This window comes from Rhodopila sp., assembly GCF_035548235.1.
Taxonomy (GTDB): Bacteria; Pseudomonadota; Alphaproteobacteria; order Acetobacterales; family Acetobacteraceae; genus Rhodopila.
On sequence record NZ_DASZTJ010000118.1, the window covers coordinates 12,634 to 36,216 of the forward strand.

The 23,583-nt window shown below is 65.0% G+C and carries 22 protein-coding genes; 8 read left to right on the forward strand and 14 right to left on the reverse strand.

Annotated features, from left to right (window positions below):
• Nucleotides 1–118: 118 nt before the first annotated feature.
• Entirely contained in the window at nt 119–787 is a 669-nt protein-coding gene (locus tag VHB27_RS10400) for a glutathione S-transferase family protein (RefSeq protein ID WP_325599993.1), read from the forward strand.
• Between the two features lie 40 nt (nt 788–827).
• On the opposite strand, the gene VHB27_RS10405 is transcribed toward VHB27_RS10400, so the two are convergent.
• The 5 genes from VHB27_RS10405 to VHB27_RS10425 all read right to left on the reverse strand — a co-directional run bounded on the left by VHB27_RS10405 (nt 828) and on the right by VHB27_RS10425 (nt 6,301).
• Nucleotides 828–1,097: an acylphosphatase gene (locus VHB27_RS10405; RefSeq protein ID WP_325599995.1), complete on the reverse strand. Its 270-nt coding sequence runs from the start codon at nt 1,095–1,097 to the stop codon at nt 828–830.
• A complete protein-coding gene (locus VHB27_RS10410) occupies nt 1,094–1,807 on the reverse strand; it encodes an ATP12 family chaperone protein (RefSeq protein WP_325599997.1) in 714 nt (237 codons plus the stop codon). The genes VHB27_RS10405 and VHB27_RS10410 overlap by 4 nt, the downstream gene beginning before the upstream one ends.
• Entirely contained in the window at nt 1,804–4,320 is a 2,517-nt protein-coding gene (locus VHB27_RS10415) for an AsmA family protein (RefSeq protein WP_325599999.1), read from the reverse strand. Before VHB27_RS10415 ends, VHB27_RS10410 begins: the two co-directional genes overlap by 4 nt.
• Entirely contained in the window at nt 4,317–5,306 is a 990-nt protein-coding gene (locus VHB27_RS10420; protein ID WP_325600001.1) for an RluA family pseudouridine synthase, read from the reverse strand. The genes VHB27_RS10415 and VHB27_RS10420 overlap by 4 nt, the downstream gene beginning before the upstream one ends.
• Nucleotides 5,307–5,416: 110 nt before the next feature.
• Nucleotides 5,417–6,301 carry an SDR family oxidoreductase gene (locus VHB27_RS10425; RefSeq protein ID WP_325600003.1) on the reverse strand — a complete coding sequence of 295 codons (885 nt, stop codon included), beginning with the start codon at nt 6,299–6,301 and terminating at the stop codon, nt 5,417–5,419.
• 105 nt (nt 6,302–6,406) lie between these two features.
• Here VHB27_RS10425 and VHB27_RS10430 point away from each other — a divergent pair, with 105 nt between their 5' ends.
• The gene (locus tag VHB27_RS10430; protein ID WP_325600005.1) at nt 6,407–7,234 is read left to right on the forward strand and encodes a helix-turn-helix transcriptional regulator; all 828 of its coding nucleotides are present in this window, start codon (nt 6,407–6,409) and stop codon (nt 7,232–7,234) included.
• 19 nt (nt 7,235–7,253) lie between these two features.
• Here the strand turns inward: VHB27_RS10430 and VHB27_RS10435 are convergent, their stop codons facing one another.
• The 5 genes from VHB27_RS10435 to VHB27_RS10455 form a co-directional block, all read right to left on the reverse strand.
• Nucleotides 7,254–8,306, reverse strand: a complete 1,053-nt coding sequence (locus tag VHB27_RS10435; RefSeq protein ID WP_325600007.1) for a radical SAM/SPASM domain-containing protein — start codon at nt 8,304–8,306, stop codon at nt 7,254–7,256.
• Between the two features lie 52 nt (nt 8,307–8,358).
• Nucleotides 8,359–9,138: a TIGR04282 family arsenosugar biosynthesis glycosyltransferase gene (locus VHB27_RS10440; RefSeq protein ID WP_325600009.1), complete on the reverse strand. Its 780-nt coding sequence runs from the start codon at nt 9,136–9,138 to the stop codon at nt 8,359–8,361.
• 187 nt (nt 9,139–9,325) lie between these two features.
• Entirely contained in the window at nt 9,326–9,787 is a 462-nt protein-coding gene (locus tag VHB27_RS10445) for a PRC-barrel domain-containing protein (RefSeq protein WP_325600011.1), read from the reverse strand.
• Between the two features lie 8 nt (nt 9,788–9,795).
• A complete protein-coding gene (locus VHB27_RS10450) occupies nt 9,796–10,569 on the reverse strand; it encodes a molybdopterin-dependent oxidoreductase (protein WP_325600013.1) in 774 nt (257 codons plus the stop codon).
• On the reverse strand, nt 10,566–11,228 hold the full coding sequence (locus VHB27_RS10455; protein ID WP_325600015.1) for a cytochrome b/b6 domain-containing protein: 663 nt from the start codon (nt 11,226–11,228) through the stop codon (nt 10,566–10,568). The genes VHB27_RS10450 and VHB27_RS10455 overlap by 4 nt, the downstream gene beginning before the upstream one ends.
• Nucleotides 11,229–11,524: 296 nt before the next feature.
• Here VHB27_RS10455 and VHB27_RS10460 point away from each other — a divergent pair, with 296 nt between their 5' ends.
• From VHB27_RS10460 to VHB27_RS10470, 3 genes are all read left to right on the forward strand, one after another.
• A complete protein-coding gene (locus VHB27_RS10460) occupies nt 11,525–12,520 on the forward strand; it encodes a FliG C-terminal domain-containing protein (protein ID WP_325600017.1) in 996 nt (331 codons plus the stop codon).
• Between the two features lie 25 nt (nt 12,521–12,545).
• Complete coding sequence (gene fliN / locus VHB27_RS10465) at nt 12,546–12,806, forward strand: flagellar motor switch protein FliN (protein WP_325600019.1); 261 nt, start codon at nt 12,546–12,548, stop codon at nt 12,804–12,806.
• 91 nt (nt 12,807–12,897) lie between these two features.
• A complete protein-coding gene (locus tag VHB27_RS10470; RefSeq protein ID WP_325600021.1) occupies nt 12,898–14,796 on the forward strand; it encodes an FHIPEP family type III secretion protein in 1,899 nt (632 codons plus the stop codon).
• 100 nt (nt 14,797–14,896) lie between these two features.
• Here VHB27_RS10470 and VHB27_RS10475 read toward each other — a convergent pair whose 3' ends face one another.
• The 3 genes from VHB27_RS10475 to VHB27_RS10485 all read right to left on the reverse strand — a co-directional run bounded on the left by VHB27_RS10475 (nt 14,897) and on the right by VHB27_RS10485 (nt 18,378).
• Complete coding sequence (locus VHB27_RS10475; protein WP_325600023.1) at nt 14,897–15,643, reverse strand: hypothetical protein; 747 nt, start codon at nt 15,641–15,643, stop codon at nt 14,897–14,899.
• Between the two features lie 117 nt (nt 15,644–15,760).
• Nucleotides 15,761–17,458, reverse strand: coding sequence for a glutamine--tRNA ligase/YqeY domain fusion protein (locus tag VHB27_RS10480; protein ID WP_325600025.1), 1,698 nt, complete (start codon nt 17,456–17,458; stop codon nt 15,761–15,763).
• 107 nt (nt 17,459–17,565) lie between these two features.
• Complete coding sequence (locus VHB27_RS10485) at nt 17,566–18,378, reverse strand: DMT family transporter (protein WP_325600033.1); 813 nt, start codon at nt 18,376–18,378, stop codon at nt 17,566–17,568.
• Here VHB27_RS10485 and VHB27_RS10490 point away from each other — a divergent pair.
• From VHB27_RS10490 to VHB27_RS10500, 3 genes are all read left to right on the forward strand, one after another.
• Entirely contained in the window at nt 18,314–18,508 is a 195-nt protein-coding gene (locus VHB27_RS10490; protein ID WP_325600035.1) for a hypothetical protein, read from the forward strand. The two genes, VHB27_RS10485 and VHB27_RS10490, sit on opposite strands and share 65 nt — an antisense overlap.
• Before the next feature lie 141 nt (nt 18,509–18,649).
• Nucleotides 18,650–21,436 carry a PAS domain-containing hybrid sensor histidine kinase/response regulator gene (locus VHB27_RS10495; protein ID WP_325600027.1) on the forward strand — a complete coding sequence of 929 codons (2,787 nt, stop codon included), beginning with the start codon at nt 18,650–18,652 and terminating at the stop codon, nt 21,434–21,436.
• Between the two features lie 341 nt (nt 21,437–21,777).
• The gene (locus VHB27_RS10500; protein WP_325600029.1) at nt 21,778–21,945 is read left to right on the forward strand and encodes a hypothetical protein; all 168 of its coding nucleotides are present in this window, start codon (nt 21,778–21,780) and stop codon (nt 21,943–21,945) included.
• Nucleotides 21,946–22,245: 300 nt separating this feature from the next.
• On the opposite strand, the gene VHB27_RS10505 is transcribed toward VHB27_RS10500, so the two are convergent.
• Nucleotides 22,246–23,241 carry an aldo/keto reductase gene (locus VHB27_RS10505; protein ID WP_325600031.1) on the reverse strand — a complete coding sequence of 332 codons (996 nt, stop codon included), beginning with the start codon at nt 23,239–23,241 and terminating at the stop codon, nt 22,246–22,248.
• Nucleotides 23,242–23,583 lie beyond the last annotated feature (342 nt).

Sequence of the window (23,583 nt, forward strand, 5' to 3'; positions counted from 1 at the left end):
GCCTCCGCCAGCCCTAAGGAGAACGAAACGCGGAAAGTTTCAGATTCAGGACTTTCCGAGGCATTGTGACACAAACCGTCTTGGCGCGACGCGGGCGGCGGTGCTTTAGTCCGCGCCGATGCGCGTCCTGCACCATCTGCCGTTGTCACCCTATGCCCGCAAGGTCCGCCTCGTGCTGGCGGAAAAGCGCCTGCCCTACGAGTTGCGCGTGGAAAAGACCTGGGAACGGCGGACCGAGTACCTGGAAATGAACCCGGCCGGCACCGTCCCCACACTGGTGGAAGATAACGGCCTGATCATCCCCGATTCAGCCGTCATCTGCGAATATCTCGATGAGGCTTATGCCGACAGCAGCCTGATGGGCCGCACGATCGCTGAGCGGATCGAGGTGCGGCGCCTGATCGCCTGGTTCGACGGCAAGTTCGCCGCCGAGGTGACCAGTAACCTGTACGGCGAGAAATACCTCCGCCGCCTGACTGGCCGCGGCATCCCTGATCCCGCGGCGATCCGCACCGGCTACACCGCGCTCCGCTATCACCTGGAGTATCTCGGCTGGCTGGCCGAGACCCGCAAATGGCTGGCCGGCCACGCCCTGTCCGTCGCCGATTTCGCCGCGGCCGCGCATCTGTCGACGTTGGATTTCATCGGCGAGGTCGACTGGACGATCTCACCGGCGGTGAAGGATTGGTACGCTCGGATGAAGTCCAGGCCGAGCTTCCGGGGAATCCTGGCAGACCGGGTACCGGGGACGACGCCGCCGGCGCATTACGCCGATCTGGATTTCTGACCTGACGAATTGGTCGCGTCGCGACCGGCCCGGGCGGTCGTCATCCCAGCCGGAAGAAACCTTCCTCCTCCGGCGCGTCGCATAGTTCCTCGGCGATCGACGTGACCTCGGCCAGCCTGGGGCCGCGGCGGCACAGGCGGGACATTTCCTCCACGCCTGCGGTATCGCCGGCGATCAGGGCCTCCACCGACCCGTCGGGCCGGTTTCGTACCCAGCCGGACAGCCCCAGGCCGCGGGCCTTGATCACCATCCAGTCCCGATAGCCGATGCCCTGCACCCGGCCGGAAATGATCAACCGCTTGGCACTCATGCGTCGCCTCGAACCAGGCCCAGATAGCGATCCGCCTGTTTGATCTCCGTCAGGATGTTGGCCCGTCGCGCCGCCGCTTCGGGATCCTCGCCCCATTGTTCCATCTGGAACAGCTCGTCCAGACTCGCCAGCCGGTGCGCCGCTTCAGCGTCCAGCATGCCCGCAGCCAGCGCCAGGCCCAGCACCAGGCTACCCAGCGCCGGCACCGCGACCCCGAGGCCCGCGAGCGCATCGGCGTCGTAGGCCGCGACAACGTTCCGCAGCGCCGCGACCGTATCGTGATGCTGCCGGACGAACCCGACGCCCGCCGTCACGCGCAGCGGCGCCCCATGCGTCGCTGCCATCCAGTCGAGCCAGGGCTGCCAGCCCTCCGTTTGCCGCCGCACGAGTTCGGCCGGCGTTTCTGCTCGGTAGCACAGCAGGTCGCTCTCGCCGTAGCGGGCGATGGCGTCGACGGTGGGATGCGGGTCAGGTGCGATCCGTTCCTGCGCCGTGCCGGCCAGACGGGTCAGAGGCGTGTCGCTGAACGACATCTCGCCGCCCTTGCCGCCGCCCGCCGCCTGCCATTCGGCGGCGATCGCTCGGGCCAAGCGCTCCGACCGGACCAAGAGAGGCACGGAACTGGGCAGGCGCATCGGCTTGCCGTCCAGGTGGATTTCAAAACCTCCCTCGACCGGGGCGGCACTGGCTTGGTCCCAGAAACGCTTCACCGGAACAGCCCTTTCAGGATCGCGCCCGGATTCCCCAGGTTCGGCTTGCTGCTCGGCGCCTGCTCTTTCGCCGGAGCCGGGGCCGCCTGTCCGCGCGCTGCGGCCAGGGCCGAGGGGCACATATCGCCGCTCGTCAGGCCCAGCGTCTTGTCGACACCCAGCATCCCGCCGACGATGCCCAGCGGCGTGGCATTGCCAGCCACCGCGCCGGCAATGGTGCCGATATTCGACTCCGCCGCCCCCAGCTTGTCCACGGTCACCGACGGCCCCCTTATCGGACCCGTCACCTTCAGCGGGACGACCACCGTCGTCGCCGCGGCCCGCACCTGCGGCTTCAGGCCCAGGTCCAATGTTTCGGCTCCCAGATTGGCGCTGCCCGATCCACTCATGGTCAGCAGCGAGGAGCTCAGCACCAGCGGATCGATCGCGGCGATGCCATGATTGGCGCGGACCCGGGTGGCGAAGCAGCGCAACTCGCTGGAGCCCCCCTTGCCGACCAGATCAAGCAGGTTGACCGCTTCAAGCACGCGGCCGAGAACGGAACCCATGGCGCGGTTGTCGAGCGTGCCGCCGGCAACGGCCAAGCCCAGCGTGCCGTCGAGCGTGGACGCAATGGCGTGCGGAGAGCCGCCTTCTCCACCCAGATCGGCGTAGACCTCCAGGTTGCCGGAGGCCATCGGCGGCTCACCGGTCATCGCCAGCAACGATTTCAGCGCCAGACCCGGCGCGCGCAATTGGATATGGACCGCCGGCGTAGGCTTGCTGGCATCGGCAGTAATGGTCCCGCTCATGCGCCCGGCGGGCAGATCGGCGGACAGAGGGGATACGGTCAGCCGCGCATCTTTCAGGACTGCATGGACCGAAAGGGATTTCGTGTCGGCGCCGTCGGCGCGCAGCGTCCCCACCGCCAGCGTGATGTCAGCGTCCGCCTTGCGCATCATGTCGAAGGGGATCGGGGTGTCCGGGAAGATCCGCGTATCATGCCTGACCTCTCCTCCCGGAGGGGCCGGCTTCGACGCGGGGCCGCCAGGCGCAGCAGAAGCCGGTTTCGCGGCCACTTTCAGCGCATCGAGATTGATGTTCTTCGAGGTCAGGTTGGCCGTCAGCGACGGTCGCGGCGCAAGGACCAACGCTAGGTCGCCGGCCAGGTCGGCGTCCGGGCTGGTCAGGCTGAGGCCCTTCAACTGAATACCACCGTTCGGATTGGTCACGTTCGCCTTGAACGCCACCTGTTTCACCGGCGGCAGGGGCTGCCCCGCCAGGCCGGACAGCGCGGCGAGGTCGGGGATCTGGGCGGTGACGCCGAGGTCGACCGCCGGCTTGGTCGCGACATTGACAATCGTGCCTTTCACGGTGACCGCGGCGCCCGCGCCGGTCACCGTCAGGTCGACCGGGAACGGCCCCGGTTTCGCGTCCGGCCGCAACGCCGAGAGCGTCCCCAGCGTGCCGTTAAGCGCAAACCCGACGCCGCCCCGCGACCCCTGGGCACTGAGCTGGATCGGCTGGTCGGCCGACGGCGCCTTGATGTCCAGCGCCGACAGCGTCAGCCCCGGGGCCATGGCGCCCAGGTCAGACGCGCCAGCATGCGCGGTCAGCACCGAAAACGCCGGCGGTTTTCCTGGCCCGCCGGTCAGCTTGGCATTGAAGCTGATGTCGTGCACCGATGGCAACGGGACAGCCGGCACGAAAGGCGCGAACGCGGCCAGATCCGGCACGGTGCCCGATACGGTCCCGTCATAATTCTGCGTCGTCAGTCCCACCGAACCATCGGCGGCGATCTTCGCCCCCAGCGTTGACAGCGCCAGCTTGACCGGCCAGGGCGCATTGCTGCCGGTCTGCAGCGCGGTCAGCGAACCGGTGTCCGCGACGACATCGAATGCCTTGCCGCCGTAACTGCCGTTCATCGTCACATGCAACGGCGCATTCGGCGAGGCTGCCTGCGCGTCCAGCGTCTTCACCGCCACGGTTGTGACCTTGCCGGTCCGATCGTCCCGCAGGCCGACCTGCCCGTCTCTAATCGACAGCATGCTGACGCTGACCTGGGTCGGCTTCCGCTGCCCCGCCGATGATGGCGAGGAGCCGGTCGGCTTCCCGGCGGGAGTCCCCGAGGAAGCGGGCGTCATCGTCCAGTTCGGCTGGCCGGCAGCGTTCGTCTCCAACAGGATGTCCGGCTTGATCAGGACCAGCCGGTCGATCTGGATTTGCCCGGAGATCAGCGGCAACAGGGCGATCTGCAAGTCGAGCGCCCCCAGCGTCGCCATCTGCGGGCGTGAGAAACCGGGCGGGTTGGAGAACGCGACATCCGCGACGTGCAGTGTCGGGGTCAGCCCGACCTGCATCTCGATCTTGCCGTTCAGCGTCAGCGTTCGGCCGGTAGAGCGCGCCACCGCTGCCTCGATGTCGGGCTTGTATTTGTTCGGGTCGAAGGTCAGCAGCACGGCCGCGACGCCGGCCACCGCGATGACGACGAGGGCAGCGATGCCGATCAGGACGAAACGGAAAGTGCGGTTCAACGGAATCTTCCTGTCGGTTTAGCCTGCTGGGCATGGAACCCCAGCGTCTTGAACGTTGCGACCATGTGCGGCGGCAGATCGGCTTCGATCTCCAGATGGCCTCCCGCGGGATGAGGCAGCACAAGCCGCCGCGCATGCAAGTGAAGATCGCTTGAGAGCCCTTCGACCAGCGCCGAGAACGCCATGTTCTGATCGGGCTCTTCGTATTTCTCGTCGCCCAGGATGGGCGCGCGCAGCGCGACGCAATGGACCCGGAGCTGATGGGTGCGCCCGGTCAGCGGCTGAAGTTCCAGCCAGGCCAGCTTGCGGGCGGCGTGGTCGAGCGTGCGATAATCGGTGATGGCGCGCTGCCCGTCGGGATCGTCCCGATCGGCCGGCGCCATGCGCTCGCCCCGGCCTCCCCCGATCTTTTTCAGTGGCAGGTCGATGCGGCCCTCGACCGGGACCGGCCGGCCGGCGACGACCGCCCAATAGGTCTTTTCGATGTCGCGCCCCCGGAACAAGGCAGCGAGCTTGCCGGCGACGCCGGGGGTGCGGGCCAGCAACAGGACGCCGGTCGTGTCGCGATCGAGGCGATGCACAAGGCGCGGCCGATGCTCGCTGCCGAAGCGCAGGGCGTCCAGCATGCCATCCAGGTGCCGAGTGATGCCGGGACCACCCTGCACCGGCAGGCCATAGGGCTTGTTGAGGGCGATGATGTGGTCGTCCTGGTACAGGATCGCCTTGCGCAGGTCCCGCTCGTCGTTCGGGTCGACCCGTAGGATGGGCTTCGGCGCCTCCGGTTCCGGCAGGGGCGGTACGCGGACGGACTGGCCCGGGGCAAGGCGGGTGGAGGTCTCGGCCCGCGCGCCATCGATCCGGATCTGGCCGGTGCGGCACAGTTTCTGGATCAGGCTTTGCTGGAGCCCCGGGAAGTGACGGCGAAACCAACGGTCGAGACGGATATCCGCCTCATCGTCGGTGACGATGCGCGCCTGAACAGACATGGCGGGGATGTGGCCCGCCCTTCAATAAGGGTCAAGCGGCCGGGCACGGTTCGGTGTCGCCGCCGTGCCCGGTCACCGCGCCGTGTGACGCCGCCGGACCAGGTCGGTGCTCAGCGATCCGGCAGTTGGAGTCGTTCGAGATCGGTGATCAGTCCCGGTCCGGTCGGCTCCCATCCCAGCTTCCGCCGTGTCTGCGCGCTGGAGGCAGGCATGTCGTGTCCCGCGAACATGGAAAGCCAGCCGAAATAGGCCCCGGCCTCTTCCGGTGCGATGGACTTGACCGGTAGACCCAGGCGTCGGCCGATGGCTTCGGCAATAGCGCGCATCGGTACGCCCTCTTCCGCCACCGCGTGATACTTCCCGTTCGGTTCGGCCTTCTCGATCGCCAGCCTGTAGAGACGGGCGACGTCGAGAACATGCGCCGCCGGCCAGCGATTGCGGCCGTCGCCGATATACGTGCAAACCCCCTTTTCGCGATACATCGCGATGGCGGGCGTGATGAGGCCCTGGGTGACCGGGTCGTGAACCTGCGGGAGCCGCACCACCGTCACGTTCACGCCGCCGGCGGCGGCCGCGGCGGCGGCTTCCTCGGAGGCCGCGCGGGGATGGACGTCAGAACCGATGACTGCGTTGTCCTCCTTGGCCGGTTCACCGGGCACCGTGTTGGCGATAGGCGTCCCGGAGGTCACGACCAAGGGCCGATTGGAGCCGGCGAGTGCTGAACCGAGCGCCTTGATCACGCGGCGATCGTCCTCGCAGTTTGCCGCGAATTTCGAGAAGTCATGGTTGAAGGCCAGGTGGATGATGCCATCCGACCGGGCAACGCCGGTCCGGAGGCTGTCGAGATCCTCCAGCGATCCGCGATGGACCTCGGCGCCCGTGGCAGCCAAATCCGCCGCTTTTTTGTCCGAACGGCATAGGCCAAGTACCTGGTGGCCCGCCGCGATCAAGTCCTTAACGACGGCCGAACCGATGTTGCCGGTCGCCCCGGTCACAAACACCCGCATGAGCACAGTCCCCGTGTTTCACCGGAGACAGATTTCGGCGGCCTCTTTATCGTGGTAAAGTAGTGATATCATCATGGTAAGATCGCTAACAGGATGAACGACAGTCTGGTAACCGGCAACGGGTTGGGCCTGTATCTCAGAGACCGGCGCACGAAACTGGACCCCGCCGCGCTCGGCTTCTCGCCGGAGCGCCGGCGCACGCCCGGCCTGCGCCGGGAGGAAGTGGCACAACGCGCGAACATCAGCCCGACCTGGTACACCTGGCTCGAACAAGGCCGCGGCGGCGCGCCGTCGGCCGACGTGCTCGACCGGATCGCCCGCGCCCTCATGCTCACCGATGTCGAGCGCGAGCACCTCTTCCTGCTCGGTCTCGGCCGCCCGCCCGAGGTGCGCTACCGGAAGAACGACGGCGTGACGCCACGGCTGCAGCGCGTGCTCGATGCGCTGGACCCAAGTCCCGCCGTGATCAGGACAGCGGTTTGGGACGTGGTGGCCTGGAACCGCGCGGCGACCGTGATGCTGATGGACTACGGATCGTTGCCGCCGGAAAGGCGCAACATCCTGCGCTTCATCTTCCTCGATCCACGTGCCCGCGCCGCGCAGTACGATTGGGAGAGCGTGGCGCGGTTCGTACTGGGCGCATTCCGGGTGGACGCAATCCGGGCCGGTGCGCGCGCGGAAGTGGAACCTCTCATCGACGAGCTTTGCCGGCTTAGTCCCGAATTCAGGACGATGTGGGGCGAGAACGACGTTCGCGGTTCTCACGGCGAGGCCGTCAAGCATATACGGCATCCGGTCCTGGGTCCGCTCGCGTTCGAATTCTCGGCCTTCGCGGTCGACGGTCGACCCGACCTTGCGATGGTGGTCTATAACCCGGCGACGCCGGAGGATGCCGAACGGATCCGGTCATTACTCGCCTGAACGGCCGGGACCGAGAGCCTCAGAGACTCCATCGCATCCCGCAGTTCTGGCAGGGGGCCGGCGGGGCGTCGGACAGGAGGCTGGCGCGAAAGTCCCGATACGCCGGGCTGTTCCAGATGTCCCGCAACTCCTGTTGCGTCGCGTCGCCGAGCGTGTAGTTGCTGTAGCCGCGAACGGCGAAGGGCGCGATGCAACAGGGCAAGGCGCGTCCATGGGCGGTGAAATACATCAGTGACCACGGGCGACGGCAGGCGGCCCAGGCGCGATCGTCCCGCCGCTTGAGGCTGAGCCCCGGTTCGGTCGCGCCGGACGCGTCGAGCGTTACGCCAAGCGGACGGGCGATCGCCTGCGCCGCCTCGATCGCAGTCCGCTCGGTCTCCTGGGTGCTCTCGAAAAGGGAGTTGCCGGCCGTGGCCTTCCCGTAGCCGGTCTCATCGAACACAAGGCGCTGCAGATGCACGTCCGTGACGCCCATCCGTGCCGCCAGCCTAACGAACTCCGGCAATTGGTCGACAGTCTCCTTGAGGCCGGTGAGCCAGAGGGAGACGCGCGGCGTGGTCGCGCCCGCTTGTTTCTGATAGGCGATGAACTTGCCGACGTCGCGGACGATACGATTGAAGAAGTCCTTGCCGCGGATCTTCGCATAGGACTCCCGGTCCGCCGCGTCCAACGAGACGCGAAGCTCATCAAGTCCGGTGTCAATCAGCTCCTGGAACCGCTTGGGCTGCATCAGCGTGCCGTTGGTGTTGAACAGGACATAGGTCCCGCGCGCCTTCAGGTAGCGGATCATGTCCGGAAGGTTCTTCACCAGCATCGGCTCGCCCACGCCGTGCATGACCACGCGCGCGATGTTGGGTACCTGGTCGACGATCCGGGTGAACAGATCCCAGCTCATATCCGCCGGCGGTTCGAGTTCCTCGAACGTGCGCGGACAAGTCTCGCAGAGCAGGTTGCAGCGGTTCGTGACCTCCAGATACAGGCAGATCGGCAGTTGCTCCGCGTTCGGGGAACGATTGGCCCCGATCTCCTCAAAGTATCGGCGCGGGTCCTTCAGGGCGGCTGCGGCAGACATATGAAGCTTTCCTTTTAGGGGGCTATCGGGGCGCGGCTGGAGGCCACACCCCTCATGCGGCGTGGGAGGAGGCCGTGACCGGTCCCAGCGCCAGGAGGGCACGGCGTGTCCAGGGCGCGGCATAGCCGTCGTCCTCACGCGCCAGCCGTTGAAGCGCGGCGTCGTCGTCAACATCGTACCAAGCCGGCAGTTCCACGAGGTCGAGCCCAAGTGCGGCGGCGCGGACGCGGGTGGTCGCGGCGACAGCGCCGGTGCTCCAGGCGATGTCCGAGAACAGACCCGCATAGGGCACGCGCATCCCTAACAGGTAGTAGCCCCCGTCGTCGCAAGCGCCCATCACCACACGGCGGTCGTCGCCCGCGAGCAGGGTGGTGGCGGCGGCGACGAGGATCCCGGTCGGGAGCGTCGGGGTATCGGAACTCAGGACGCAAGCCGCGGCATAGCCTGTCGCGAACAGGTACTGGACGGCGTGAAGAAGGCAACGACCGAACCCTTCCACGCCCTGCGGGGCCGGCCTGGAACCGTCCGCCAGGACACGGCGGGTCCCCAGCGCGAGATGCGGGACCAGGGCGTCTTCCGTCCCGGCCGGCGCATAGGCGGCGTAACCGACGATCGGCGCGTCCAGCGCCGCCGCGGCGATGTTCTCGGTGGTGTCGCGCAGGAAGGCGGCGCTGAGTTGCGCCGCCTGCTCCGGCCGGAGGGGCGGGCAGAGGCGTGTCTTGGAATGGCCGGGGCGTGGGGACTTCGCCATGACGCCGATCGCGCAACTGGCCGCCGGACCGGGTGACCTGCGTTCATGCCCGCCTGTCGGGGAGTCGGTCGAAGCGTTCACGCCATCTCCTTCCATTTGCCGTTCAAACCAATTCCGTCCGGTCCCGACGTCAGCGCGAGGGAGGTCGTTAAACCGTCGATTCTTCTTTCCGCTCTTCTTTCCACCGGCACCCGATAAAGTTACAGGACGCGTGCATACAGGGGTGACAGTTCGATGACGGCACGATCGAACGTATCGCCAGCGTACCTCAATGCGACGGTTTGGCGAGACCCACCTTGATCACTGTATCGTTGCTGACGTCCGTCGTGCCGGCGGGCGAGAACGTCGGGAATTGTCGAAGCTGATCCGGGCTGAAAGCAACGATCTCCATGTCCTGTCCAAGCAGCACCATGGCGTCCACGGGAACGGCGATCGGCCGGCTTCCGAAACCCAGGAATCCGCCGAAATCGATGACGACCATGATCTGACCGCCGCGATCGCGGACGAGGCGACGGACCCGACCGAGGACGTCCTGGCTCTCGACCGGGCGAAGGACGTCCCGGCCGACGAGATCACCGACCCGAACCGGCTGCGGGAAGCGCATCGCGGCGGACTGGGCCAGGCTCATGCCCGGCGGAGGCGGCATGCCTCCTGGGGTCTTGCTCTGCGCATGGGCCATGCTCGCGGTCCCGGCCAGCAGGCACGAGGCGAGCAGGACATGGATCGGCATCCGATACGTCATAGGCCTGCGAACCACGGAAAGCCCCTCGATTCCCAGTATCCACCCGGATATTTGTTGGTCACCTCGATGGCTGTGACCCATTTCGGGTTTTTGTAGCCGAGCTTGGTCGCCATGCGCAGGCGTACCGGAAACCCGAACGGATCGGCGAGCGTTTCCCCGCCGTATTGGGTCGCCAACAATGTCTGCGGATGCAGCGCCGTCGCCATGTCGATGCTGCTGGGGTAGTCGTCGGCCGTCTTGAAGGCGACATATTTGGCGCGGAGGTCGGCGCCGACACGTTCGAGGAAGGCCCGGAGCGGCACGCCGGTCCAGCCCCCGATATAGCTCCAACCCTCGACACAAATATGCTTGATGACCATCGAAGTCTGAGGCAGCGCCTGTAGCTGCGGCAGCGTCCACGGCCGCTTGTCGGCGATCAGGCCCGACAGCTCGAGACGCCAGGCGGCGCCGTCCACCGGCTTCACGTCCATTACGTCATAATAGGCATTGAACTTCGGCGGCCGCAGGATCATCGAAGCCGGGTAGGTCGGCGCCAGCTTTTTCGGGTCGAACAGCCATGCCTGCACGTCGTCGTTGAGGCGGGATATCGCGAGCAGCGCGGACTCGACGGACTCCGGTCGATCTGGTTCGCATCCGGTCAGCATGACAAGCGCGCCAAGGGACAGCCCGCCGCGGATGAACCCGCGTCGTTGCAGCGACCGGATCAGCGGCTTGTGATCGTCGAGGATCGAGGCATCCGGAGCCGCGTCCGGTCGGAACGGCGATCTCATATCGCGTGGCCCTCTTCACTGCGGCTGCGCGGGGCGATGTGCGGGCCACCTGCCACCATCGCCCACAACGTCTTCGGCACCAGCAGCGCGAGCGCCACATGTACGACCAGGAAACCGACGATCACCGCCATTCCGGCGAAATGCAGCGCTCGTGCAGCCTGGAAGCCGCCCAACAGCGAGACCAGGCCTGAGAACTGAACCGGCTTCCAGATCGCAAGGCCTGTGACGACCTGGGCGATGCCCGCGAAGATGACAATAATGTACAATAGCTTCTGCACCGCATTGTAGACGGTGATGTCCTCATGCGCGATCTTGAGGTGCAGCGTGTCGACAACGGTGTGCACCAATTCGGTCATCCGGATCGGCAACAGCTTCTCGCGCAGACGCCCGCTCGCAAAACCGTAGACCAGGTAGGCCAGTCCATTGAGGGTGAGGAACCACATGCCGGCGAAGTGCCAGTTGAGGCTCCAGGCCGCCCATTCGCCAAGCCGCCAGAACTGGCTGAAATGCAAGCCGCGGATGATCACGTCGTCGTCATAGATGCCCCAGCCCGACGTGATCATGACCAGCATGGCGGCAGCGTTGATCCAGTGCATAACCCTGACGGGCAGCGGATGTAGCCGGCGCGTGGGGCGCGGCGGTGTTGGGGTGACGGACATGCCCATGGTGCTCGATGCGCTCTCGTCTAGCTGGTTTCGTGACCGGTGTTCGGCGCCGGTCCGCGAATGGTTACAAGCATGGGTGGCTCCTTGTCGGAACGTTTCCAGTCTCGGCATCATCGTCGGTGCACGCTTGGGCGCCGACCCTTGTCACCCAGGGCCTTGTCACCCAGGGCCTTGTCACCCAGAGCCTTGTCACCCAGAGCCTTGGCCTATTTGCATAGTTGGCCGTTAACCTTCTGTTAACATGAGACCATTATCTCTGAAGCGGCAACATCTCGTTGGCCACTGGGTCCATGCCGCGCTCGCTTTCGCCACACAGACATCAGCATGCATCCCTCGTCGGTGCCCTAATCGACCAGGCCCAGGCGGCGGCGCTTGTGCCGAATTTGGATCGGAACTCCACGGAAGCCCTGATCAACAAGGTTGCCAGGGCGGATACGGCCGAACCGAAGGCGCTCTATGCGGCGTGTCGGGATTTCATAACCCGCTTCGGACTGCAGCAGCGGCAGATTTCGTCCTTGGATGCAGCCCTTCGCCAGGTCACGGATGGCATCGGCGCCGAGGACGAGCGCACGGTTTCGCGCCAGAACAGGAATAGCAACGTCTGGACGACCGTCGCAGCCGTTGGCGACGAGATCCTGGCATCGTATCTGAAGGGTGAGTATCCGCAGACCGCCGCGGTCATCCTTTCGATGATCGACCCGAACCTTGCGGCCAAGATCATCCGTAACTTTCCGGATGATCTGACGGCTGACATCCTGTACCGGCTACTCCACCTGGAGTCCGTCAAATCGGACCTTCTGACCTCCATCGCGGTATCGCTGCGCGCGGAGATCTATACGCCGCTTCAAGGCAAGGCGAAGCATACGACGACCAAACTGGTCGCAACCATCCTGAACAACCTCGACAGCGCCGATTCGACCCGCTACCTCGACGTGCTGCGGGCACGAAGCGTGGAGCTGACCGAACAGGTCGAGGCTCACATGTTCACATTCGACGACCTGCTGTCGCTTGCGCCCGAATATATCCAGGCGATCGTTGCTTCCGTTGACAAGGATCTGCTGTGCGTGGCGCTGAAGAGTGCGTCCGCCGACAGCCGCAAGATCGTGACGTCGCAGATGTCGACGCGAGGCGCCAAGGCGTTCGAGGCACAATTCGCAAATCTCGGCCGCGTCAAGCTGAAGGACGTCAATTTCGCCCGCAACCAGATTCTTGGATATGCCAGGGAGTTGGCGGCACAGGGGTTGATCGACCTCGACAAGTCAGCGGACGACGTAAGCTCGCCATGAGTCCGCTTGTGTAAAGGTGGTTGAAATGGAAGACGAAAACATCACGGAGCAGTTGCTGCCCGTCCTGGATATCAATGTCACGCTCAGCGCCGTGCTCGGCTCATCCTCCATCCCGATTTCGCAGTTGCTGAAGCTGGGGCGTGGCGCCGTGGTGGAGCTGGACCGGAAGATCGGCGAGCCTATCGATATCCACATCAACAATCGCTGCATCGCGCGCGGCGAAGTGGTGACGATTGCCGGATCACGACTCGGCGTGACGATGACCGAGATCGTGAAGACCCGCTGAACCGCCGGTCGCGGTTATGGCTTACGAATAAAGGCGTCCGCCGCCGTGTCGTTCCAAGGGTCCATCATTTTCGGTCGCCGGGGAGTGGCCCTTGCTGGTTGATGTACTCTTTACGCTATCTTACGTCGTCATCGGCATAGCGGTTGCCGCGAGTTATCAACGCGGCCCGGCTCCAAATCTTGGTCGGATCCCCGCGCCACTGATCAGCTCGATCGTGCTTCGCTGGCTGGCGGGGCTCTTCAGCCATGCGCTATTGCTGACCGGGTTGCAGAATACGGAAAGCCTGGGTGTCCTGGTTCGGATCACTACCTACATCATTTCGAGCCAGACGATCACGGTTCTTGTTTTTGTCTATATCTCCATCGTCGCGTTCAATTTTTTCATTACGTCGAAGGGAATATCCAGGGCTTCGGAAGTATTGGCCCGCTTCTATCTCGACTCGGTGCCCGGGCGACAGATCGCCATCGATGCCGACCTGGCTTCGGGCCTGACCGACTATGTCACCGCGAAGGCTAGTCGGATGGAGATCAATGAACGAAGCACCTTGTACAGCATGCTGGACAGCATCAGCAAGTTCATGGTCGCCGAGAATACATGCAGCATACTGGTTCTTGTTCTTTTCGGAATCGGCTTTTCAATCACACGCTGGTACCAGCATGGCGGCGGCACCGGTTTCGAGGCCATCGCCGGGGCAGGACTTCTTTGGCAGGCTTCGCAGCTTGTCAGCGCCTGCGCCTATAGCTTTGTCCTGCTGAATATCTCCAGCGGGTCCAATCAGATACAGGCGAGCCATTTCAAAGCTTTTGAGATCAAGGCAGCAGTGCTTGCCGCGACTTTGGTGGTGTCGTTCGTGCTTGGCTCTCTGTGGCCGTTCGCGCTGAACGTGACTGCGCTTCTTCCATCCCGACTCTATGCCAAGCTGGTTCCCGGTCTGCGCCGCCCGAAAACCCAGGGGACCGCGGAGCCGGTGAACGAAGCGCGCATGACCATCACCCCGTTGACGATTGAAGTCGATCCTCTTCTCGCAGCCCAGCTTTCGTCCAACACGGAAAGCATCATCGCCCAGATCGATCGGTTGCGACGTGCGAAAGCGGAAGAGTTCGGGTTCCAGTTTCCGCAGGTCACCATCGTCGACTGTGTTTCGATGGAGCCTGGTCGATATCGCATCTGTCTGAACACCAGCCTTCTGGCGGACGGCCAGCTTCAACTGGGCAGGGTTCTCGCGATTCCGGACGCAGGGGCGCGAACGCCCTTGAAGGAAATGACGGCGTTTGATCCTGTCTACGGATTGCCATGTCTGTGGATCGATCGGAAGGACAGGGCCGCACTGGCGAGCGACGGATACGTTCTGACCGACGAAGGCGGTGTCCTGCTTACCCATTTGGCCAGGGTCGTCGGCGAGAACCCGCACAAGATGCTTCTGGCGGCCGAGATACGGCGGATGCTTGCATCCTGCCCCAACCAGGAGCTGGTGACTCAACTGCGGTCCGCGGACTTCCAGGATTACAAGCTGCACGCTACGATGGTCGAGTTGCTTGAGGGCGGCTTCTCCTTACGGAATTTCAACGAGATACTTGTGGCCGTCTACGATGCCGGACGCGTGCCGCTGACCTCTACAAGCGACATCGTGAACCACATCCGCCGAGCCCTGTCGTTCGAACACCTTACGAAATATCGTGATGCTACCGGTCGGGTGAATGCAATCGTGATTGGTGCGCAGACGACCCGCGAGTTGGAGGAGATCTTCACGAACGCGGACTCGGAGGAGCTTTACCTGAACGGACGGGACAAATTGGAAGACGTCGCCAATCGGATTCAGGGAATGGTGACGGCTTCGGCGGCCCAGTCGCAGCGTCCTATCCTGATTTCGAAGAGGACGGTCCGACCGCATTTGGCCAAGGCGCTGCGAATGCGGCTTGCCTCCGTCTTCGTAGCTTCCCACGACGAAGTTTCGATGCTTACCAACTTGCACGTCATTGGTGTTTTATAGGCGCCTAAGGCGCCTTGGTCACGTTGCAATCAAAACGGGTTCCGCGAATACGGTCCGTCGATCGCCGCACGCTCCGAGGCAAGGCATTCAGGAAGCAACGTCAGCTCGACAGCGCCTTCGAGGCACGCGTCCTGGTCTGGACCTTGGTGATCACCAAGCGGCCCGACACCTTCTCGGTCACCTTCCACGCGATCTCGACGTTCCGGCCGCCGGCTATGGCCTGGCGCGCAATCAGGAACAAGGCGACGATCGCGATGATGGCTACGACAGGCCACGCCAGGGAAAGCAGCGACAGGGAGGGTTCGGTTGGGCGGGGTTTCTCGCGGGCCGGAGCGGCAGGCACCGGTTGCGGCGCTGGCAGGGGAATACCGCTCTGTTCGGGCGGCCGCGCCGTGGGGGTCGCCGGCCGCTCCAAGACCAGAGGCGCTTCCTGCTCGGTCGCGCGCTGCTCGTGCTTGGCGCGTTCCAGATACCAAAGCCCGCCCACAGCAAGGACACCGAAGACGACAACCAGGCTCAGCAGCATGCGCAAGTGACCTGACCGCGCGGGAGACAGGGTCGCGGCGACGGGTCTGCCAGCAGATCGGGCGGCAAACGCCGGCGAGGGAGGCGGCGTTCCGGCCGGAGGTGTATCCTGACTGCCTGGGCCGACCGAGATACTTCCGATCTCGGTCCGACCCGTTTTGATGTCGATATGGTCCAGCGCGGGATCCTTCGCGGCCTTGGTCGCGGCATAGGACAGCAGTGCATCGTCGCCCTCGACGACCACGCGGTCCGCCGAAGCAAGCGCGGCATCCAGCTCTTCCTTGGTCGTTACCCGGGCGACCCTTGCAGGTCGGAGCAGCATCTCAGCCCCCTTCCCTGTCGGTACGAAAGTGTTACGAGTATTGATACACGCGGCGGTAGCGGAATTTTCAGGTTATGGCAAGTACGGAACGTCTCAGGATGCGCAAGCGGGGTGCGCTTATCGTCCCTTCGTCGCCTCGGCCTGCACCTTCGCCCAGGTGTCCCGCAGCCCCACCGTCCGGTTGAACACCGGCCGGTCCGGGCGCCCATCCGGGTCGGCCGCGAAATATCCGGTCCGTTCGAACTGCACCGCCTCGCCCACCGGCAGCGCCGCCAGCGCCGGCTCGACCAGTGCGCCGGTCAGCACCTCCAGCGAGTCGGGGTTCAGGTCCGCCAGGGCATCGCCGTCGGCACCCGGATCGGGGCGGTTGAACAGATGCGAATACAGCCGCACCTCCGCCGGCACGGCGTCCGCGGCGGCGACCCAGTGCAGCGTCGCCTGCACTTTCCGTCCATCCGGCGAATTGCCGCCCTTCGAGTCCGGATCATAGGTGCAGCGCAGGGCGACCACTTCCCCCGCGTCGTCCTTCTCCACCGCCTGGCAGGTAACGAAATAAGCATAGCGCAGCCGCACTTCCTTGCCGGGCGACAGGCGGAAGAACTTCTTCGGCGGGTTCTCCATGAAGTCGTCGCGTTCGACGAATAGTTCGCGCCCGAACGTGACCGGTCGCTGCCCCATCTCGGGATTGTCGGGATGGTTCCACGCAAGCAATGTCTCCGCCTGGCCTTCCGGATAGTTCTCGATGATCAGCTTCAGCGGCCGCAGCACCGCCATCCGCCGCGGCGCCGTGGGATTCAGCGTGTCGCGGATCGCGGCGTCCAGCATCGCGACATCGACCGTGGAGTAGGCCCGAGCGACGCCGACCCGACGGACGAACTCACGCAGGGCGGCGGCGGGGACGCCGCGGCGGCGCACTCCGGCCAGCGTCGGCATGCGCGGATCGTCCCAGCCGGCGACATGCCCCTCGGTCACCAACCGCGTCAGATGCCGCTTCGACAGGATCGTATAGGTCAGGTTGAGCCGCGCGAACTCGTACTGGCGCGGCCTGGAGGGGACCGGCAGATGCTCGATCAGCCAGTCATACAGAGGCCGGTGATCCTCGAATTCCAGCGTGCAGACCGAGTGCGTGATGTGCTCGATCGCGTCCGACTGGCCGTGCGCGAAGTCATAGGTCGGGTAGATGCGCCAATTGTCGCCGGTGCGCGGATGGTGGGCGTGCAGGATGCGGTACAGGACCGGATCACGCAGGTTCATGTTGCCCGACGCCATGTCGATCTTCGCCCGCAGCACCCGCGCGCCATTGGGGAACTCCCCGGCGCGCATGCGGCGGAACAGATCCAGGTTCTCCTCGATCGAACGATAGCGGAACGGGCTGTTCTGGCCAGGTTCGGTCAGCGTGCCGCGCTGGGCGCGCATCTGCTCCGGCGGCGTATCGTCGACGTAGGCCAGCCCCTTCTTGATCAGGTGTTCGGCCCATTCGTAGAGCTGCTCGAAATAGTCCGAGGCGTAGTGCAGGTGCTCCCCCCAATCGAAGCCCAGCCAGCGGACGTCCCTCTGGATCGAGTCGATGAAGGCCTGCTCCTCCTTCACCGGGTTGGTATCGTCGAAGCGCAGGTGACAGCGGCCACCGAACTCCTTGGCGACGCCGAAGTTCAGGCAGATCGACTTGGCATGGCCGAGGTGCAGGAAGCCGTTCGGCTCCGGCGGGAACCGGGTCACCACGCCGCTGACCCGTCCGGCGTCCAGGTCGGCTTGGACGATGTCGCGGATGAAATCGCGTCCGGCTTCGGTGGTGGGGGTATCGGTCTCCGGCATGCCTAAAATCTCGGTTTCCTGACAGCGTCGTCACGGCGAAGGCGCTTCACTACACAAATGGGGTGCGTTTGGCGAATGTCCTGTCGCGGGTGCCGGGCCGTGGAGGCTCAGGCGGTCCGGCGGCGCAGCCGTTCGCGATGCGCGGTGTAGAGGCCACTGGCGACGATGACGCCCGCCCCGGCCAAGGTCCAGGTGTCCGGCAGGTTGCCGAACACCAGGAAGCCGAGGCCAGTGACCCACAACAGCTGGGTATAGAAGAACGGTGCCAGCACGGACGCCGCGGCGTGCCGATGCGCCAGGATCACCAGCCATTGCCCGCCGGAGGCGATAAGGCCCATGAAAAGCGACAAGCCAAGCTGCCAGGGTTCAGGCCAGACCGCCTCCAACGGCAGCAGCAAGGTCAGGATTCCCGCCCCGATCCCCGCCGACCACAGCACCGTGGTCTGCGCCGTGTCGGTGTTGCTGATCATGCGGGTGATGATCAGCGCGCTGGCCCAGCAGAAAGCGCTGGCGACGCCGAACAGGGCCGCCGGCTGGAAGCCGCCAAGACCCGGCCGCACCACGATCAACATGCCTATCAGCCCTGCCACGACGGCGGCCCAGCGGCGGAGGCCCACCGTCTCCCGCAGCAGCGGGATCGACAGGACCGTGACCAGCATGGGCGACAGGAAGTTGATCGTCGTCGCCTGCGCGATGTTCATGCTGCGGGCGCCATAGACGAAAAGGACAGAGGATCCGACGACGCAGAAGCCGCGCAAGACCTGCAGTCCAACGTTGTTCGGGTGAAGCGACCGGCTTCCCTGGCGGTGCGCCAGGACGACCGCCATGGCCAGGAACAACACATATCGAATCCAGATGAACTCGAAGATCGGGAAACTGCCGCTCAAGTATTTGGATATCGTGTCGGAACCGGCGAACATTAAAGTCGCGCTGATCGTCAGGGCAATGGCCCGTGTCGGGTCGTCGGCGGTCGGCATGCCGGCTTATAGCCGGATGATTTCGATTGGCACCATTGCCGGTTTCGCAACGCCCCCCATCCCGGCAGGTTGAGTAAACGTGATCACGCGCATGCGCACCGGAAAGTGACGCTGGCCCCGGATCACCCTATGGTCGCGGCATGCCTGAGCCATTGCCTCGGGGCCTTCCGCTCCTCCGTCGACGCCGACGGCCTGGACCTCTCGAGGAATCCCGGTGACAAACGGCCACGCTTGGCGCTACCAGGCGATTTTCGAAAGCGCGATCGATTTCGCGATCATCGCGACGGACGTGGAAGGCCGCATCACCGATTGGAGCCCCGGCGCCGAAAAGGTGCTGGGCTGGAACGCCGAAGCGATCCTGGGCTGGCCGATCGATCGGATCTTCACCCCGGAGGACCGCCGCCAGGAGCGCGCGAGGGTGGAGATGGCGGACACGCTCGCGGCGGGCCGCTCGACCGATGAGCGCTGGCATCTGCGCAAGGACGGCAGCCGTTTCTGGGCCAGCGGGGAAATGCACCCCCTGTTTGGCCCGGACGGCGAGCATCTGGGGTTCGTCAAGATCCTCCGCGACCGGACGGAACAGCATGCGGCTGGAATCGCACTGCGGCTGAAAGAGGCGACCCTGAGCGCGATGCTGGAAGCCCTGCCGGTCGGCGTCGCCATTGCCGACGTCGACGGCCAGGTGATCCGCCGCAACCAGGCCCATCGTGCCCTGTGGGGGGATTTGCCGGAGATTGGCCACTGGCAGGAGTTCGACAAACGGATCGGCTGGCGCCCCGAGACCGGAGAGCGGATCCACGCCCAGGACTGGGCGATGGTCCGCGCTTTACTCAAGGGCGAGACGGTGACCGGCGACCTCGTCGAATGCCAGCCGTTCGGCGGCGGCGCGCATCGTTTCTTCCTCAATAGCGCCGCCCCGGTCTGGGACGAGACCGGCCGCATCATCGGCGGCGTCGTCGCGGAGATGGACATCACCGAACAGCGCAACGCGGAGGCTGCGCTGCGTGCCAGCGAGGCCCTGCTGCGCACCGCCACCGACAGCGCCCATGTCGGGCTGGTGGTGATGGCCGATGACCGCCGCTGCATCCTGGGCAACAAGGCGTATCGGGAAATCATGGACATCCCCGACACGGACATCGTGGGGATGCACATCGCCGACGTCCTTGGCTCCCTATACGAGCGAGAGGTGAAACCGCGCCTTGACCGCGCCTTCGCCGGAGAGAAAGTCGAATATGAGCTGCGCAAGCCGACAGCCGCGGGCGGACCGGACAAGTTCATCGCCAAGACCTACGTGCCGGGACGCGATGCGAACGGCCGGCGCATCGTGGTCAGCGTGGTTACGGACGTTACCAGAGTCCGCGAGCGCCAGCAGGCCCTTCGCGAAAGCGAGGCTCGGTTGCGCGCCGCCGTCCTGGCCTCGCCCTTTCCGATCATGCTGCACGCAGACGACGGCGAGGTGCTGGAACTCAGCCGTAAATGGACCGAGCTGAGCGGCTATAGTCGGCGGGAGATCCGGACGCATCTCGACTGGATCGAGCTGGCCCACCCCGACGACCGCGAACGGATGCTGGAGGCGACCGAAGCCACGTTCCGCCGCGTCGGCGAGACGCCCGTGGGCGAGCAGCCGGTGCGGACCAAGGACGGCGGGACGCGCCTGTGGGATTTTCACAACGTGCCGATCGGCCGCCTGACGGATGGCCGCCGCTTCCAGATCACCGCTGCCGCCGACGTGACCGAACGCCGCGCCGCAGAGGCCGAGCTGCGGGTGATCAACGAGGAGCTCGAAACGCGGGTCGCGGAACGGTCGGCGGAGCTGGCGCGGGCGCAGGAAGCCTTGCTCCAGTCCCAGAAGATGGAGGCCGTCGGCCAGCTCACCGGCGGATTAGCGCATGATTTCAATAACCTGCTGGCGGCGATCGCCGGCAGCCTGGAGCTGATCCAGAAGCGGGTGACGCAAGGCCGGATCGATGACCTCGACCGCTTCATCTCGGCCGCGCAGGACGCGGCCCGCCGCGCCAGTTCCCTGACCCATCGGCTGTTGGCGTTCTCGCGAAGGCAGACGCTCGATCCCCGGCCGGTCGACGTCAACCGGCTTGTATTGGGTATGGAGGAGTTGATCCGGCGAACGGTCGGGCCGGGCATCGCGGTGGAGATCAGCGAGGCGACGGACCTGCCGACGACGCTGATCGACGCACACCAACTCGAGAACGCGCTGCTGAACCTGTGCATCAACGGGCGGGACGCGATGCCCGATGGGGGCCATATCCGGATCGCCACTGAACGCCGGCGATTGGACCGCGCCATGGCCCGGACGCTGGACCTGGAGCCGGACGCGTACGTCGTGCTCGGCGTGACGGATACCGGATCGGGAATGACGCCGGACATCATCGCGCACGCCTTCGATCCGTTCTTCACCACCAAGCCGATCGGACTGGGCACCGGGCTGGGGCTGAGCATGGTCTACGGCTTCGCACGCCAGTCAGGCGGATCGGCGCGGATCGAGTCCGAACCGGGCCGGGGGACGACGGTCAGCCTGTTCCTGCCTGAATGCGTGGAAGCGGTGGATATCGGACCGGCCGCCACACCGGCCTCGGGCGACGCGATGCCGGAGGCGGGGCCAGGCATGACGGTGCTGGTCGTCGACGATGAGACGACGGTGCGGATGCTGGTGGCCGAGGTGCTGCGCACTGCCGGACACACGGTCATGGAGGCGGAGGATGGCGTGTCCGCGCTGCGGCTGGTGCAGCAGCGGGACCGGCGGCTCGACCTTCTGATCACCGATGTCGGCCTGCCGGGCGGGATGAACGGCCGGCAGGTGGCGGATGCGGCGCGCGATGTCCGACCCGGTCTGAAGGTGCTGTTCATCACCGGCTATGCCGCCAGCGCCGCGGTGGGCGGCGGCACGCTGGACCGCGGCATGGCGGTGCTGAGCAAGCCGTTCGCGCTGGAGGCACTGCACCAGCGGGTGCGCGACCTGATGGAAGGAACCGGTTCGGACTGACCTTCCGTCCCGCCGCTTGGCAGGCGCCGCCCTCGGCGATCCGACGCGTCGAGCGATCCTGGCGCGGCTGGCGGCGGCGTGCCGGCACATGTGACGTAATAGGATCCGTAGTGGACGACGACGGCGCGGGGGAGTTGGGATCGCGGATGCTCACCGTCGCGTGATCGGGCGCGTCTGACGCATATCAGACCGTGGAACTTCTCGGTTGGTTTCAGAACCGATCAGATGCAGATTTGGTGCCTGGCTCGCCCGATTGCCTCGACAGGAAATCCGCGAACCAGTCGAATAAAGGAGTCTTGCCGGCGGGTCGCCGAGCATCGCTGGGTGTATGAGGTCGTGTCATGTGGAACGTCGAACGTGTGATCTGCAATTCGCTCTGGGCCCTGTGGGTCGCGACGATGGCTGGTCGACCGGCGGACAAAGTACCGGCCTATGCACGTATTCGCCGCGGTGAGTCGGCGGACAGCGGGAAGCTCTATCCCGATCGGACCATGCTTCCCGGCTGGTGACCCGTTGCTGGCTGCAGCGATGATGTGTCAGGTGAGATGCGGCATGATGTCGCTCGCCAGCAGTGCGCAAGTCTCCGGATCGTTTTGAGGCGCGCTGCCAATCGGCAACTGCACGCAGGCGTCCTGATACGCATCGAAGCCGGAGGTCAGGCGCCTTCCGCTTGACCGCTTCGAAGATTTCAACCGGCTCCGTACCGAACAGCCATGACTCGTTAGGGACGCCGAACTTCCTTGGCGTGTCTCCGTTCAGGGTGCGTCAATTGGGATATGAAGTCTGCCGCGCCATGGCCGTTTCCTTCGTTACCGTTCGGCGTCGACCAGCCGCCATTCCTGGGTCAGCTCATCCAGCTTGCGCTTGAGGTCCGCCGGCAACGGCGCTTTCTCGACCGCGGCCAGACTGTCGGCAAGCTGTTCAGGCCGGCTTGCGCCGATGATCGGTGCGGTGATCGCCTTGTTCGACAGGACCCAGGCCATGGCCAGTGTCGTCATGGTCATGCCTGCTTCCGCGGCGACGCCGCGCAGCCGGTCGATGGTGGTGAATTCCTGTTCCTTCCAGTAACGGTCCTGATAGCGGCCCGCTGCCGTACCTAGCGTGAAGCGCGTGCCCTCCGGGGGCGGGGCGTCGTTCCGGTGCTTGCCGGTCAGCATGCCGCCGGCCAGCGGGTTGTAAGGGATGACCGCAATCGACTCCTCGGCACAGAGCGGCAGGAGATCGCGTTCGAACGAACGGAACAGCATGTTGTAACGTGGCTGCACCGAATCGATGCGGACCCAGTTCCGGACCTCACTCCGTCCCAGCGCTCTGGCGATCTTGTAGGCAGACCAGTTGGAAACGCCGATATAGCGTGCTTTCCCGGACCGGACGACGGTGTCGAGCGCATCGATGGCTTCGTCGATCGACGTGTGAGGATCGTAGCCGTGCAACTGGTAGAGATCGACGTAGTCTGTCCCCAGCCGCCGCAGGGACGCGTCGATCGCGTCGAGGATGTGCTTGCGGGACATGCCGCGGTCCCATGGCTTCGGACCGGTGACGCCGACGCATTTCGTGGCAATGATGAATTCCGAGCGTTTGCCTTTGATCCAGCGTCCGATGATCTCCTCGGTACGGCCGGCGGTCTTCCGGTCCCCGCCCAGCGGATAGACGTCAGCCGTGTCGAGGAAATCGACCCCGCCCTCGGCCGCGGCGTCCAGGATCGCGTGGCTTCGCGCTTCGTCGCACTGCAACCCGAATGTCATCGTTCCCAGGCACAGTTTAGAGACGCGGAGGCCCGTACGGCCAAAAGGCGTGTATTCCATTGTCAAAATCCCGTTTGAAGAGGGCCGTTATGCGTTTGCGGATATAGCGTAGGCGATGGCGCCTTATCCCGGAAGACGGCCGATCGTCCCTTGACGATGCAGCCCTGCCCTGGACCTTGTCAAATCCTGGTACTGGATTCCGACGCCGGGGGTCGCATGATGTGGGCATGATGGGATTTGATCGTAACGATAATTATATTACGATATAGCATAGATATCCCTGCGCCTTGACCAGGCTCAGCCCTGCGGCGCCTTACAAAGACTCGTCGCCACCTCCTCGTCATGGCTCGGCTTGACCAGGCCATCTGACGCCCTGGAGGAGAGAGATGGCCTGGTCGAGCC

Excerpts from the sequence above, each read along its gene's own strand:
- VHB27_RS10480 (WP_325600025.1), bottom strand. The coding sequence starts at position 17,458 with ATGCCGGAGACCGATACCCCCACCACCGAAGCCGGACGCGATTTCATC.
- VHB27_RS10455 (WP_325600015.1), bottom strand. The coding sequence starts at position 11,228 with ATGTCCGTCACCCCAACACCGCCGCGCCCCACGCGCCGGCTACATCCG.
- VHB27_RS10400 (WP_325599993.1), top strand. The coding sequence starts at position 119 with ATGCGCGTCCTGCACCATCTGCCGTTGTCACCCTATGCCCGCAAGGTC.
- VHB27_RS10500 (WP_325600029.1), top strand. The coding sequence starts at position 21,778 with ATGTGGAACGTCGAACGTGTGATCTGCAATTCGCTCTGGGCCCTGTGG.
- VHB27_RS10485 (WP_325600033.1), bottom strand. The coding sequence starts at position 18,378 with ATGTTCGCCGGTTCCGACACGATATCCAAATACTTGAGCGGCAGTTTC.
- VHB27_RS10445 (WP_325600011.1), bottom strand. The coding sequence starts at position 9,787 with ATGCCGATCCATGTCCTGCTCGCCTCGTGCCTGCTGGCCGGGACCGCG.
- VHB27_RS10475 (WP_325600023.1), bottom strand. The coding sequence starts at position 15,643 with ATGCTGCTCCGACCTGCAAGGGTCGCCCGGGTAACGACCAAGGAAGAG.
- VHB27_RS10505 (WP_325600031.1), bottom strand. The coding sequence starts at position 23,241 with ATGGAATACACGCCTTTTGGCCGTACGGGCCTCCGCGTCTCTAAACTG.
- VHB27_RS10490 (WP_325600035.1), top strand. The coding sequence starts at position 18,314 with ATGAACTCGAAGATCGGGAAACTGCCGCTCAAGTATTTGGATATCGTG.
- VHB27_RS10430 (WP_325600005.1), top strand. The coding sequence starts at position 6,407 with ATGAACGACAGTCTGGTAACCGGCAACGGGTTGGGCCTGTATCTCAGA.
- VHB27_RS10435 (WP_325600007.1), bottom strand. The coding sequence starts at position 8,306 with ATGTCTGCCGCAGCCGCCCTGAAGGACCCGCGCCGATACTTTGAGGAG.
- VHB27_RS10405 (WP_325599995.1), bottom strand. The coding sequence starts at position 1,097 with ATGAGTGCCAAGCGGTTGATCATTTCCGGCCGGGTGCAGGGCATCGGC.
- VHB27_RS10450 (WP_325600013.1), bottom strand. The coding sequence starts at position 10,569 with ATGAGATCGCCGTTCCGACCGGACGCGGCTCCGGATGCCTCGATCCTC.
- VHB27_RS10420 (WP_325600001.1), bottom strand. The coding sequence starts at position 5,306 with ATGTCTGTTCAGGCGCGCATCGTCACCGACGATGAGGCGGATATCCGT.
- VHB27_RS10460 (WP_325600017.1), top strand. The coding sequence starts at position 11,525 with ATGCCGCGCTCGCTTTCGCCACACAGACATCAGCATGCATCCCTCGTC.
- fliN (WP_325600019.1), top strand. The coding sequence starts at position 12,546 with ATGGAAGACGAAAACATCACGGAGCAGTTGCTGCCCGTCCTGGATATC.